The sequence below is a fragment of the Acidovorax sp. IB03 genome (genome assembly GCF_016406015.1).
GTDB lineage: Bacteria > Pseudomonadota > Gammaproteobacteria > Burkholderiales > Burkholderiaceae_C > Acidovorax > Acidovorax temperans.
The window spans coordinates 1-12,268 of the sequence record NZ_JAEFCH010000045.1 but is presented as its reverse complement, the minus strand read 5'-3'; the positions used below and the strand labels follow the sequence as shown (position 1 = coordinate 12,268).

General features: G+C 66.7%; 13 protein-coding genes. 2 read left to right on the top strand and 11 right to left on the bottom strand.

From position 1 onward, the window contains the following. Window positions 1-54: 54 nt before the first annotated feature. Window positions 55-2,439, top strand: a complete 2,385-nt coding sequence (locus IHV84_RS17930; protein ID WP_198847882.1) for a DUF1631 family protein — start codon at window positions 55-57, stop codon at window positions 2,437-2,439. Between the two features lie 57 nt (window positions 2,440-2,496). Here IHV84_RS17930 and IHV84_RS17925 read toward each other — a convergent pair whose 3' ends face one another. From IHV84_RS17925 to IHV84_RS17875, 11 genes are all read right to left on the bottom strand, one after another. Then, complete coding sequence (locus IHV84_RS17925; protein ID WP_198847881.1) at window positions 2,497-3,819, bottom strand: TAXI family TRAP transporter solute-binding subunit; 1,323 nt, start codon at window positions 3,817-3,819, stop codon at window positions 2,497-2,499. Between the two features lie 74 nt (window positions 3,820-3,893). After that, a complete protein-coding gene (locus IHV84_RS17920) occupies window positions 3,894-4,901 on the bottom strand; it encodes a P1 family peptidase (RefSeq protein ID WP_198847880.1) in 1,008 nt (335 codons plus the stop codon). Window positions 4,902-4,953: 52 nt separating this feature from the next. After that, on the bottom strand, window positions 4,954-5,319 hold the full coding sequence (locus IHV84_RS17915; protein WP_198847879.1) for a copper-binding protein: 366 nt from the start codon (window positions 5,317-5,319) through the stop codon (window positions 4,954-4,956). Further along, window positions 5,316-5,849, bottom strand: a complete 534-nt coding sequence (locus IHV84_RS17910) for a DUF411 domain-containing protein (protein ID WP_198847878.1) — start codon at window positions 5,847-5,849, stop codon at window positions 5,316-5,318. Before IHV84_RS17910 ends, IHV84_RS17915 begins: the two co-directional genes overlap by 4 nt. A 20-nt stretch (window positions 5,850-5,869) precedes the next feature. Next, window positions 5,870-6,364, bottom strand: a complete 495-nt coding sequence (locus tag IHV84_RS17905) for a plastocyanin/azurin family copper-binding protein (RefSeq protein WP_198847877.1) — start codon at window positions 6,362-6,364, stop codon at window positions 5,870-5,872. A 13-nt stretch (window positions 6,365-6,377) separates the two neighbouring features. After that, the gene (locus tag IHV84_RS17900) at window positions 6,378-7,760 is read right to left on the bottom strand and encodes a multicopper oxidase family protein (protein ID WP_198847876.1); all 1,383 of its coding nucleotides are present in this window, start codon (window positions 7,758-7,760) and stop codon (window positions 6,378-6,380) included. 1 nt (window position 7,761) lies between these two features. Beyond that, window positions 7,762-9,186, bottom strand: a complete 1,425-nt coding sequence (locus IHV84_RS17895) for a TolC family protein (RefSeq protein ID WP_198847875.1) — start codon at window positions 9,184-9,186, stop codon at window positions 7,762-7,764. Continuing rightward, entirely contained in the window at window positions 9,183-9,500 is a 318-nt protein-coding gene (locus IHV84_RS17890; RefSeq protein WP_233100114.1) for a hypothetical protein, read from the bottom strand. Before IHV84_RS17890 ends, IHV84_RS17895 begins: the two co-directional genes overlap by 4 nt. Before the next feature lie 199 nt (window positions 9,501-9,699). Then, entirely contained in the window at window positions 9,700-10,092 is a 393-nt protein-coding gene (locus tag IHV84_RS17885) for a hypothetical protein (RefSeq protein ID WP_066787546.1), read from the bottom strand. 82 nt (window positions 10,093-10,174) lie between these two features. Further along, window positions 10,175-10,810, bottom strand: a complete 636-nt coding sequence (locus IHV84_RS17880; RefSeq protein ID WP_198847873.1) for a YitT family protein — start codon at window positions 10,808-10,810, stop codon at window positions 10,175-10,177. A 159-nt stretch (window positions 10,811-10,969) separates the two neighbouring features. Beyond that, window positions 10,970-11,614: a cation transporter gene (locus tag IHV84_RS17875; RefSeq protein ID WP_198847872.1), complete on the bottom strand. Its 645-nt coding sequence runs from the start codon at window positions 11,612-11,614 to the stop codon at window positions 10,970-10,972. 76 nt (window positions 11,615-11,690) lie between these two features. On the opposite strand from IHV84_RS17875, the gene IHV84_RS17870 reads away from it, so the two are divergent. Then, entirely contained in the window at window positions 11,691-12,158 is a 468-nt protein-coding gene (locus IHV84_RS17870) for a Cd(II)/Pb(II)-responsive transcriptional regulator (protein ID WP_198847871.1), read from the top strand. The last annotated feature ends 110 nt before the right edge of the window (window positions 12,159-12,268 follow it).

The following is a 12,268-nucleotide window of genomic DNA, read 5'->3' as shown; positions in this document are numbered from 1 at the left end:
CGCCCGCAGGTCAAGTAGGATTGCAGCCAAAAACTCCTCTTTCTTTCACTCACCATGTCCCAGGCAGCGCTCGATCTGAGAACCGTCTTCCGCGCCTGCGTTGTCAGTGCGGTGCGCGAAGGCGAGTCGCTCATGGGCAAACTGGTGGAGGTCACGCGCAATGCGTTGACCCAGGAAGAGTCGTCGGTTCGCAATATCCAGCAGCGCAACAATCTGAGTGATGCGCTGAATGCGCTCAAGCAGCATGAGGCCGCTTTGCTCAAAGGTTACCCCATGGCGCTGCTGGAGATCTTTGCGGAGGGACCTGCCAACGCCAAGGTTCGCCCGGCAGATGCCTCTGGAATGGACTTCGGCGAGCTATCGCTGATGGACGACAGCGAAGTGCAAGACCAGGTGGAACTGGCTCGCGCGCAACAACTGGCGGCCCATGCGACCGAGGGTGTACTGTCAGAACTCAATACGCTGGTCAGCTCTGCGCAGGGCTTGCGCAGCGTGCAGCCCGAGCGCAACCCCTTGCGTCCCGAAAATTACATCCGTGCATTGCAGCGGGTTGTGTCTGAAACGGGCGCCACGTCTGAAGTGCGCCAGCTTTGGATGCAGCACATGCGAGGCCTATTGGGCAAGTTGCTGGAGGGTGAGTACCAGCGCATGGCCAAAATGCTGCGAGACCAGGGCGTGCAGCCTGTGGGATACGCGGTGCTGGGCACTCCCGGCGGTGCGGTGGGCCGATCAGGCTACGGCGCTCCCCAGCAGCCTATGGCCACGGGTTACGGCGGTGGCTATGCCACGGGTTACGGGCACACCAGCGGATACGGTGGGGCTTCCGGGTACAACAACCGTGGCATGGGTGCGCCTACCGGGTGGCAGGGCGATTCCCAGCAGTCCCCCTTGGCGGCAGAGGCGGAGGAAGCCATTCTGACCGTGGGCATTCTGCGCCAGATGCTGGCGGGGGCAGACCCGTTCAATCCGCCCGGTTACGGGGCTGTTGCCTCCCAGATGATCGCGCAACCGGCCAGCCGCTGGGAGAACGCCCCCGCTGCCATGCCCAGCGTACCTGGCCCATTGGGATCTGCTTACGCAGCAATTCCTGCCGTGGCCGTGGACGCCATGGAAGACATGGCCCAGCTGGAACGGCTGGTAAACCGCCTGGCGGGAGGAGCCCAGACAGCGGCGCCATTGTCCGCCTGGCGTGCGCCAGTGCAGTTGGCACCACCCATCTACACGGTTCCTTTTGTGGCGCCCACGGAATCCCCGGCGGTGGCGGCCGACGTGGTGGCCAACATGATGGCGACGCTGGCGCAAGACGCGCGGCTGCTGCCTCCCATGCAGCTCGCGGTAAAGAAGCTGGAGGCGCCGCTCAAACAATTGGTGCGCTTTGACCCTCGTTTCTTCACGGATGCAGGACATCCGGCGCGGCGCCTGCTGGATGAGATCACGCAGCGCAGTCTGGCGTTCACTACCGAAGATGCGCCGGGCTTTGACCAGTTTGTGCGTTTGGTGAATGAAGGCGTTGCCCATTTGGCGGCCAGCGAGATCAAAGACGCCACGCCTTTTGAGACCGTGCTCAGGGCACTGTATTCCGCGTGGGACACCCAGGAGCAGCGCAAGAAAGCCCAGGAAGCGGCAGAGCAGCAGGCACGTCAGCGGGCTGAGCAACGGGCCATGCTGGCTGAACGTGTGGCGGCCGATATTCGCAAGCTGCACGACATAGGCAATGTGCCTGCCGATATTCTGGATTTTGCTGCGGGCCCTTGGGCAGACGTGGTGGCTCTGGCGCAGGTGAGCGCCGAAGGGCAGCAAGATGACCCCTCGGGATACCTGGCGCTGGTGCCATTGCTTCTTTGGAGTGCCCAGCCCGAACTGACCCGGCTGGAGCCGGAGCGCTTGACCCACGCCATCCCGGACATGCTGGCAAAGTTGCGCCAAGGTCTGCGCTCCATTGATTACCCGGCGGACAAGGCCAGCGCTTTCATTGCCAGGCTGGTGGCATTGCACCAGGCGGCCTTTGAAGCTCCCCCAGCGCCTGGCATCTCGATTCCATTGCCACAGGGCGATGCAGTAGCCGAGCCTGGCGACAGCATGGGCTCGGAACTTCCGCCGGAAGAGGACAGCAGCCAGGCGCTGCTGCAGCCCACCGCCAGCCAGGCTGCAGCCTTGGCTGAAGACCCTTTTGCCAATTTTGTGGTGGGTGCGTGGGTGGAATTGATCTCCAACCAGCGCCCGGTGCGCACGCAGCTCACCTGGACCAGTCCCAACGGAACGCTGTTCCTGTTCACCTCGCCCGATGGCAGCACGCAGTCGATGACGCGCCGCATGCGGGACAAACTCGCCAGCGAAGGCACGCTGCGCGTGATTCGCTACAAGCCCTCATCTCGCAGTGCCAATTCGGCACCGGCCGACCTGTCCCGCACTCCCCCCAAGGTTTCCAAAGGCCGCTGATTCAACTGGGCCGCAAGGCATGCCAGCCGCAGGGGGTTCGGGAGTCAGGCCAAGCCCTCAGGGCCGCATGAACTTCTTGCGGATCAGGTGAATGTGGTTGCGCAAGGCGTACAACTCGTCGGCGTACGACAGCGGCACGGTCACTTTTTCAACCTGGGCTTCCAGCGCATCGAGCGCCTGCAGCATTTGCGGGGCCTTGTCTGGCTCAGACTCCACCGTGTCTTCGATCTCGCGCAGGCGGCCGTACCAGCGGAAAATGCGCGAGCGCACCCGGAACTGGTACAGCGGCGGCACGACCCGGGACAGGGGCAGCAGGGCCGCCAGCAAAATCCCCAGCACCAGCCACATCCGCTCGATCAGATTGGCCAGCCAGAACGGCAGGTAGCGCTGCAGCATGGGCACCGGTTCGTTCATGGCCCGCTCGCCCTCTTTGGCGATGGGAAGTTCGCTGTTGCGCATGTTGGGAAACTCACGCGCACGGTTGAACCAGCCTGCCGTGCTGTGCACCTGTTGCGCGCGCTGTGCAAACAGCGTGAGCAAGGCCGGGTGGGTGGATTCCCGCGCCAGCAGCGACGTGGTGGATGCCACCATGCGCACGTCGCGTGCCGGCACGTTGCTGGCCAGGTCCACCACACCCCGGGGCAGGGTGACCGGGGAGAGGAAGGGGAACCGCCGCGCGTAGGCCTCGTGCTGTGCAATGTCGAGCAACTGCACTCCGGGGGTTTGCAGCAGCATCTGCACCATCAGCGATTCGGGGGCCGAGGCAAACACCAGTGCATCCAGCTTGCCCGCCAGGAAGGCGACGGTGGCAGGCGTTTCTTCCAGGCGGGTCATGGTCACGACACCCGCCTCCAGCCGGTTGGCTTCCAGCAACTGGTTCATGAGCCAAGGTACGCCACTGCCTTCCGAACCCACATTCACCCGCATCCCGCGCAATTGCCGCAGCCCGTCCAGCCGGGGGCGCTCGTGCATGCGCTGGGCGGCTTCGGTGCGGTAGAACACCCACACCGGCTCCACAAATAGGCTGCCCAGTGACACCAGGTTTTCCGGGTCGTCCGGCAGCAGCTCGGCAGTGCCGCCTTGCACAAACGCCAGGTCTGCCTGGCCGTCTCGCAGCAGTTGCAGGTTGGCCGACGAGCCATCGCTGGGCAACAACCGCACTTCAATGCCCTCGGCGGCCAGCGCTTTCTGGTAGCGCTTGCCAAACTCTTCGTAAGCGCTTTGTGCGGGGCCAGTGGCCAGCGTGACCGATTTGGGCGGGGTGGGGTTGAGCCACCAATAGGCCAGCACCAACAGGCCCACCGCCAGGAAGGCCAGGGGCCCAGCAGACAGGACCAGATCACGAAACGACAGCAACGCAGAGCGCAGTGCCTTGGACATGCGGGGGGACATAACGGGGGGCACCCATGGAAAAAAGAAAGCAGGCGGTGCACCGGCTGGTGCCCGCCGCAGAATCAGCTGCGCAAGTCTGCCATGGCTGGCAGGTACAGGCCGTCTGCGGTGGTGACAGAACGTGCCGCCTGCACTGCCCGGACGGTGGCGCGCGCGGTGGCTTCGGCCGCCATGGTGGCCAGCACCATCATGCCCAGGCTTTTGCCCGCACGGCCCGTGCCCAGGCTGAACAGGGTGTCGCCGTCCGACATGGTGTGCACCGGGTTGATGCTGCGTGCCAGACCGTCGTGCGCGGAAATGGCCAGGCGGTGCGCCTGTGCTTTGGTCAGGATGGCATCGGTGGCCACGACGCCGATGGTGGTGTTGGTGCCCGCCAGCAAGGGCTGGGGTGGCTGGCCGCGCAGCAGGGCGCGGCGCGTGTCGCGCATTCCCTGGCCATCGTCGGTGCGTGCGCCGGCCATCACATGGCCGGTGTCGGGGTCGATCACATCGCCCAGGGCGTTGCAGGCGATCAAGGCTCCCACCGTGACCCCGTCCACCGTGATGGACGCCGTACCCACGCCGCCCTTCATGGCGTGCTGGATGCCAAAGACCTTGCCCACCACCGCACCTGCCCCAGCGCCCACATTGCCTTCGGTGGGGTCGGCGCCAGACGCTGCGGCGCACGCGGCGTAGCCCGCTGCGGCATCGGGGCGAATGCGCATGTCGCCCACCAGCAGGTCAAACAGCACCGCCGCAGGCACGATGGGCAGGCGGCCCACGGCCACGTCCAGGCCCACGCCGCGCTCTTCCAGCCAGCGCACCGCACCCGTGGCGGCTTCCAGCCCCCAGGCGCTGCCGCCAGCGAGCATGATGGCGTGCACTTTGTCCACCAGGTTGGAGGGGTGCAGCAGGTCGGTTTCGCGTGTGCCGGGAGCGGCGCCGCGCACGTCCACCCCGGCCACAGCGCCCTCGCGCGCCATGACCACGGTGCAGCCGGTGGGCCGGCGGGTGTCGGTGAAATGGCCGACTTCAATGCCAGCCACGCGGGTGATGCTGCCGGCGTCGCCAGCGGGGAAGGGGGCGTTCATGGGGCCCGATTATGGTGGCCCGCTTCTACCTGCTCCTCCCCGCTGCGGCCATTCACTGGGCCTTTTCGATGCGCGTGGCGTAGTAAGCGCCCTTGACCTGCTCTGCCCGAAAGCGCACCTTGTCGCCCGCCTTAAGCGGCGCGAGCTGGGCGGCGTCCTGCACGCGGAACACCATGGTCATGGGCGGCATGTCGAGGTTCTTGAGCTCACCATGGCGCAGCGTGACTTTGAGGGCGGCAACGTCTACCCGGGTGACCTCGCCTTCGCTCAAGTCGGCCTGCTGTGCGTTGGCGGCAGCTGTGTGATGCGCCGCGTGGCTGTCGGCAGCGGGAGCCTGTGCCAATGCGGGGGCGCTGGTGAGCACGGCTGCGGCAAACAGCGCAAAGCACTGGGGGAGGGATTTGGGCAAGGAGGTCATGTGGAAGCCTTTTTGTTGTAGCTCTTGAAAACACGGGTGCTGCCGTCGTGCGCCACCAGCAGCACGTCGTAGGGGTCGCGGCGGTCGCCATACACGGCGCCGTCCATCCCGGGCGAGCCTACGGGCATGCCGGGCACGGTAATGCCCAGAGCCTTGGGCTTTTGCTGCAGCAGGGCACGTACATCGCTGGCGGGCACATGGCCTTCCACCACGTAGCCGCCGACCAGGGCGGTGTGGCACGAGCCCAGCTTTTGCGGCAGGCCCAGCCGTGCGCGCACGGCGTTGTTGCCGGTTTCGTGCACGGTCACCTTGAATCCATTGGCCTGCATGTGGTCCACCCAATCCTTGCAGCAGCCACAGTTGGGGTCTTTCCACACCTCGACCGGCGTAGGGACAGGCCCGGCAGCGCGTGCCAGGGACGGGGCCAGGGCCGCCACCGTACCAGCGCCGAGCAGCGACAGCGTGGTGGCCAGCCACTGGCGGCGGCTGAGGGTGGGAGCAGTGCGGGAGGGGGTACTGAGGGGTTGCATGAGGATCTCCGGGGGATTGTTCAATGGGCGCGGGGCAGCACGGTGATGGTGCCAGTCATGCCCGCCTGGTAGTGGCCCGCGATCAGGCAGGCAAAGTCAAAAGTGCCTGGGCGGTTGAAGTGCCACACGATGTCGCCGCGCTGGCCGGGTTTGACGTGGGCCATGTACGGCTCGTCGTGCTCCATGCCAGGGTGCTTCGCCATCATCTCGGCGTGCTGGTCCAGCTCGGTCTTGGTGCCGATGACGATTTCGTGCATCACCTTGCCCTTGTTCTGGGCCCGCAGGCGCACGGTTTCGCCCTCGCGCACTTCGATGTGGCTTGGGGCAAAGCGCATGTCGTCGCCCATGCGCAGGGTGATGGTGCGGGTCACGGCCTTGGCGTCGCCGGCAATGCCCCATTCTTTTTGTTCCTTGATCGCGGCCGGTTTGGCAGCATGGGGCATGCTTTCATGACTAAAACTGGCTGTAGCGCCCATGAATAAAGCGCAGGCAGCTATTAATTTGATAGTTTTCATAGGTGCTTCCGGTTCAGTGCTGGTGGCTGCTGGCAGCGGGCTTGCGGGCGGTGGCTGCGCCGGGCACCGTGCCGGGCGTGTCGGCACGCGCGGGGCGTGGGGTGTGGGCGGGGGCGCCTTGCCATTCGTAGGCCTGGGTGCCTGCGGGCTGGGCGTAGTCGCCGGGGTCGCGGTAGTCGCCCGCCGGCTGGTTGGCGCGCACCTTGAAGGTGGTGAACATGCCGCCCATCTCCAGCGGGCCGTAGGGGCCGGTGCCGGTCATCATGGGGAAGGTGTTGTCGGGCAGGGGCATTTCCATGGCGCCCATGTCGGCCATGCCGCGCTCGCCCATCACCATGTAGTCGGGCACGATCTTCTGGATCTTGCCCACCAGGCCCGCATGCTGAACGCCAATCATGGTGGGCACGTCGTGCCCCATGGCGCCCATGGTGTGGTGGCTCTTGTGGCAGTGCAGGGCCCAGTCGCCCGGCTCGTCGGCAATGAACTCCACCTGCCGCATCTGCCCTACGGCCACGTCGGTGGTCACCTCGGGCCAGCGCGCGCTTTTGGGCACGGGGCCGCCATCGGTGCCGGTCACTTCAAACTCGTGCCCGTGGATGTGGATGGGGTGGTTCGTCATGGTGAGGTTGCCCACGCGGATGCGCACCCGCTCTCCTTGGCGTGCCACCAATGGGCTGATGGCGGGGAAGACGCGGCTATTCCAGCACCAGATGTTGTGGTCCAGCATGGTGTTGACCTTGGGGGTCTTGCTGCCAGGCTCCACATCGAAGGCATTGAGCAGGAAGGCGTAGTCGCGCTGCACCTTGGCGATGTGCGGGTGGGTACCCTTGGGGTGGGTGATCCACAGGCCCATCATGCCCATGGCCATCTGCACCATCTCGTCGGCGTGCGGGTGGTACATGAACGTGCCGGGGCGGCGCGCCTCGAACTCGTACACAAAGGTCTTGCCCATAGGGATGGCTGGCTGGTTCAGCCCGCCCACACCGTCCATGCCGTTGGGCAGGCGCTGGCCGTGCCAGTGGATGGTGGTGTGCTCGGGCAGGCGGTTGGTGACGAAGATGCGCACGCGGTCGCCTTCCACCACCTCAATGGTGGGGCCGGGGCTCTGGCCGTTGTAGCCCCACATGTTGACCAAAAAGCCCGGCGCTACCTCGCGCACCACGGGCTCGGCCACCAGGTGGAATTCCTTCACGCCGGCGTTCATGCGCCAGGGGGCCGTCCAGCCGTTGAGCGTGACCACCGGGGTGTAGGGGCGGCCCGTGGCGGGCTGCAGTGGCGGGGCGGTGTCGGCGCTGGTCTGGATGACGGGTTCGGGCAGCGCGGCCAGAGCCACGCGGCTGACGGAGGCAGCGGCCACGGCCGTGGCGGCACCGGAAAAGAAGTTGCGGCGGTTCATGTCAGTGGCCTTGTGGGGTGGTGGCGGTTGCGGCGCCAGATGCCAAACCTTGCAAGGCGCCGGGCGATGTGCCGGTGAGGGCGAGCTGCAGGTCCGTCTCTGCGAGCCAGAAGTCGCGCTGCGCTTCGATGGCGTTGGCGACGGCCTGGGTGCTGTTGCGGGCTTCGGCCAGCATGTCCCACACACTGGCCAGCATGCCGTTGTAGCGCAGCGTGGTTTCGTCGCTGATGAACTGGCGCAGCGGCACCACCTGGCTTTGCTGCTGGCGCGCCAGGTCGAGCGCGGTGCGGTAGGTGAGCCAGGCGCTGCGCACTTCACTGCGGGCACGCACAGCGGTGTCTTGCAACTGCGCGGCGGCTTGTTCGACCTCTGCCTGTGCACGGGTGCGGGCGGCACCGCCCCAGTCGAACAGGGGCAGCGGCAGTTCCAGTTCCCAGCCGCGTGTGGTGTCGCGGTGGCCGCTGCCACGTTCCGTGGTGGTGTTGCGGCTGTAAGCCAGTCCGATGTCGCCAAACACCGCGCCTGCACGGCTCCAGCCCACGCGCACGGCCTGGGTGTCAAGCTGGCGGCGGGCGGCTTGCACGTCCAGGCGCTCGCGCAAGGCGGTGGTTTCCAGGCCATCGGCGGGCAGCGCAGCGGCGGGCAGCGGGGGCAACTGCGCGGCAAGTTGGTATTGCGTCTGCGTGCCCCACACGCCAAGGCGCCGGTTCAGGTCTTCGCGGGCGGTGGCAGCGGCCAGCCGCGCGCGGGCGCGCTGGCGGTGCGCTTCGTGCAGCACGGCTTGCTCGCGGGCCAGTTGCAGGCGGCTCCAGTTGCCCACGCTGGCCATGCGGCGGGCCAGCTCGGTGCCCGCCTCGGCGGCTTCCACCATGCGCTCGTGCGTGGCCGCTACCTGCTCGGCGGCCACAGCGCGCAGCCAGGCGCGGCGCGTGTCGGCGGCCAGCGTCACCACGTCTTGCGCGGCCTGCAGGGTGGCAATCTGCAGGCGCTCGGCCTGGCGTTCGGTGCGCCAGGGCAGGGTGATGAGGTCGAGCAGGCTGAACGCCAGCGTGCGCTCGATCTCGCGTTCATGGCTGTTGGCAAAGCGCCCCAGCGTGAAATGCGGGTTGGGCAGGGTGATGGCTTGCACGCGCTCAGCATCGGCCACGCCCAGCGCCGCCAGCCGGGCCTGCAGGCCAGGGTTGTTGAGCAGCGCAATGCGCACGGCAGCGTCTTGCGTAAGGGGCTCGGCCAGCCAGCGCTGGATAGATTCCTGCGCCTGCGCTTTGGCCGCAGCGTCGGCTGCGGGCAAGGCAGCTTGCACGCCAGCGGTGCGGCCTGCGGTGAGCTGGGCCACATCGCCGCGAAGGCCATCGGGCGACACGCTGGCGCAGCCGACGAGCGCCAGGGCGGCGCCAAGCAGGGACAAGCGATGCAGTACGGTCATGGCTTGCCTCCGTGCGGGTGGTGGGCCTGGTGCCCGTGGTGCATGGGCTTGGGCGCATGGGCGGCCTTGCCGGCTGCCGCAGCAGGGGCAGGAGGCTGCTGGTGCTGGGCGTGCGCTCCGGGTGGAGTCGCGGCGCGGGCTTCCCAGGCGAGGATGTCGGCGTGCCCACGCGGGAATTCGGCCACCGCATCGTGGGCTTGGCGCCAGCTGGGCGCGGGTGCTTCAGGGGTGGGCGAGGGCAGTGCGATATGGGTCAGCGGGCTGGTGGGGGCCTGCGGGTCGGCAGCGTTCAGCGCCGTTTGGGCCAGGCCCAAGGGCGGTGTAAGCAGTGCAAGGCAGGTCGCCCATCGGCGCAGTGGGGGCGAAATGCGCGGCAGGGCTGGCGCAAAAAGAGGCGATAAATCAGGGGCGCGCATGGCGGTCTCCAGACAACGAACAAAGGCATTGGCGCTGCGAAGCAAGCCCGGCTGGCTGACAGCAGGGCCACGGCAGACGCACTTCGGGCGTCGGAGATCAGGCGATGGGCGGTTTGATTAGCAACGCCGCAGGGGCGTTGTGCAAGGGCGCGGGGGTATGGCGCAGGTGCGCGCCGGGCAGCCGGGGCACATTCGGGGAAACGCCGGGCGCGGCAAGCATGGCCGAGTGGCAAATCTCACAGGCCGAGCAGGTGGCGTGCTCATGCGGGTGGCATTCGGCAGATGCGTCCGCGCAGTGGTTGCCCAGGTCTGCAGCGGTGCTGTGGTGGCTGGCGTCGTCGTGGGTCGTGTGCTGAGCAGCTTCGTGCTGGTGCGCTGCGGTGGCTTGCGTCAGCGCCAGGGGCGGTAGCACCCCCGCAGCCATGGCGGTGCCCGTGAGGCCCCGAAGGACCAGCACCACCATGAGGACGAAAAACAGGCCGCGACGCATGCCGGGAATGATACGGCCAGGTGGGCTAAGGTTCCCGCGCTGGGGAATTCAGTGCCTGGCCTTGCAAGGCTGCCAAAGGTTCTTACACCGCCATGTAGCGCCCGGGGCGGTGGTTCATGGCCAGCACCAGGTTCAGCGCCACCGCACCGGCTACCGACCATGCCACGCGCAGGGGCTCTACCGTCCACAAGGCCAGCAGCACGATGGCGCAGTCCACCGCCATCTGCACCTTGCCAGCGCGCCAGCCGTGGCGGTCTTGCAGGTACAGCGCCAGAATGCCCACGCCGCCCAGGCTGCAGCGGTGGCGAAACAGCACCAGAAACCCCGTGCCGGTGATGAGCCCACCCGCCACGGCGGCATACACCGGCTGCAGCTGCGCAAACTGCAGGAGCTGCGATTGCGCTTCTGTCAGCACCGACAGCAGCAGCACGGCGATGAAGGTTTTGAGCGTGAAGGCCCGGCCCAGCTTGCGCAGCGCCAGCCAGTAAAACGGCAGGTTCAGCACAAAGAAAATCTTGCCGAAGCCGATGCCTGTGGCGTAGTGCAGCAAGAACGCCAGCCCCGCCGTGCCGCCGGTCAGCAAGCCCGCACTGGTGAAAAATGCCACACCCACCGAAATCAGCAGCACCCCGGTGAAGATCGCCACGGCGTCTTCAGTGAGGGTGTGGGGCACCGCCACGGGGGGCGGAACAGCGGGGGCGGCAGATGTGCGGGACATGGCTGAAAGCGGGAAAGAAGGGCGGATTGAACCATGCAAGCCCCATGCCTGGGCTTGTGGTGCGTCAAAAAACCAGCAAGCAGGCGCTGTGTGCCACCTGGGCAGCTTGCTGGTTCAATGCTTATTTGCTATTGATTTTATAGCTTCTTGCGCTTGTGGTTAAAGCGCCTGCGGCTGATTTTCCTTCGAAGCATGGGCCAGTTCCTGGCGCGCCTGGCGCATCACGCTCCACCCGCCAGAGATGGCCAGGGCCGCCATCACACCGGCCACCACCAGGTCGGGCCAGCTGCGGCCCGTGCCAAACACCCCCAGCGCGGCCAGCATCACGGCCACGTTGCTCAACGCATCGTTGCGGGTGCACAGCCACACGCCGCGCATGTTGGCGTCGCCATCGCGCCAGGCGTACAGCAGCAGGGCCACGCCCACGTTGGCAGCCAGTGCCAGCAGGCCGACCGAGCCCATGGTGAGGGCCTCGGGCGTGATGCCCTGCCACGCGCCCCACGCCACCCGGCCAATCACAAACACCCCGAAGGCCAGCATGCTGGCGCCCTTGAGCAGCGCTGCCCTGGCACGCCACTGCAGCGCCATGGCCAGCACCAGGAGCGACAGGCCGTAGTTGGCCGCGTCGCCGAGAAAGTCGATGGCGTCGGCCAGCAAGGAGGCGGAGCCTGAACTCAGCCCCGCGCCCAGCTCCACCACAAACATGGCGGCGTTGACGAGCAGGGCGATCCACAGAATGCGCCGGTAGCGCGGGTCTGCGCTGGCGGCGGGGGCGTGGCAATGGTCGGTGCACTGGGCAGACATGGTGGTCTTTCTGAACAGAGGTTCGGGTTGCAATGGCATCATTGGAAACCTTGAAGCCACTTGAAGGTCAAGCCCCATGGTTGATGACGTTGCAGTGCACCGCATTGGCGAGGCCGCCCGGCAGTCGGGCGTGTCGCCCGCCAACATCCGTTATTACGAAAAAGAGGGCCTGCTGCCGCCCGGCGCCCGGGGTGACAACAGTTACCGACTTTACAGCGCGGCCGATGTGCACCGGCTGCGATTTGTGCGCCTGTGCCGCGCCATGGACATGTCGCTGGACGAGGTGCGCACCCTGCTGGCGCTGGATCTGACGCGCAAGGAAGACTGCCACGCCGCCTGCGACACCCTGGACGAGCACCTGCGGCATGTGCGCGCACGCCTGGCAGAGTTGCAGGCGCTGGAGGCTGATCTGATGGCCCTGCGCAGCCGCTGCGATGGTTCTGACGCGCAGTGCCACATCATCGAAGCCCTGCACCAGCGGGCAGATGCGCAAAGCAGCGCACCCATTGCGCCAGGGTCTGCGGCTGGCAAGCGCCATGTGTGATGGGGGCGTGATGGCAACTTTGCCAGCGGCCAGTGCAGGCGGCGCGCCATGCATGGGCGACCTCAAATCTGAAGTGCAACACCCCCTTCAGAATAGAGGCCTCCATGAGC

Excerpts from the sequence above, each read along its gene's own strand:
- IHV84_RS17930 (WP_198847882.1), top strand. The coding sequence starts at position 55 with ATGTCCCAGGCAGCGCTCGATCTGAGAACCGTCTTCCGCGCCTGCGTT.
- IHV84_RS17925 (WP_198847881.1), bottom strand. The coding sequence starts at position 3,819 with ATGTCCAAGGCACTGCGCTCTGCGTTGCTGTCGTTTCGTGATCTGGTC.
- IHV84_RS17920 (WP_198847880.1), bottom strand. The coding sequence starts at position 4,901 with ATGAACGCCCCCTTCCCCGCTGGCGACGCCGGCAGCATCACCCGCGTG.
- IHV84_RS17915 (WP_198847879.1), bottom strand. The coding sequence starts at position 5,319 with ATGACCTCCTTGCCCAAATCCCTCCCCCAGTGCTTTGCGCTGTTTGCC.
- IHV84_RS17910 (WP_198847878.1), bottom strand. The coding sequence starts at position 5,849 with ATGCAACCCCTCAGTACCCCCTCCCGCACTGCTCCCACCCTCAGCCGC.
- IHV84_RS17905 (WP_198847877.1), bottom strand. The coding sequence starts at position 6,364 with ATGAAAACTATCAAATTAATAGCTGCCTGCGCTTTATTCATGGGCGCT.
- IHV84_RS17900 (WP_198847876.1), bottom strand. The coding sequence starts at position 7,760 with ATGAACCGCCGCAACTTCTTTTCCGGTGCCGCCACGGCCGTGGCCGCT.
- IHV84_RS17895 (WP_198847875.1), bottom strand. The coding sequence starts at position 9,186 with ATGACCGTACTGCATCGCTTGTCCCTGCTTGGCGCCGCCCTGGCGCTC.
- IHV84_RS17885 (WP_066787546.1), bottom strand. The coding sequence starts at position 10,092 with ATGCGTCGCGGCCTGTTTTTCGTCCTCATGGTGGTGCTGGTCCTTCGG.
- IHV84_RS17880 (WP_198847873.1), bottom strand. The coding sequence starts at position 10,810 with ATGTCCCGCACATCTGCCGCCCCCGCTGTTCCGCCCCCCGTGGCGGTG.
- IHV84_RS17875 (WP_198847872.1), bottom strand. The coding sequence starts at position 11,614 with ATGTCTGCCCAGTGCACCGACCATTGCCACGCCCCCGCCGCCAGCGCA.
- IHV84_RS17870 (WP_198847871.1), top strand. The coding sequence starts at position 11,691 with ATGGTTGATGACGTTGCAGTGCACCGCATTGGCGAGGCCGCCCGGCAG.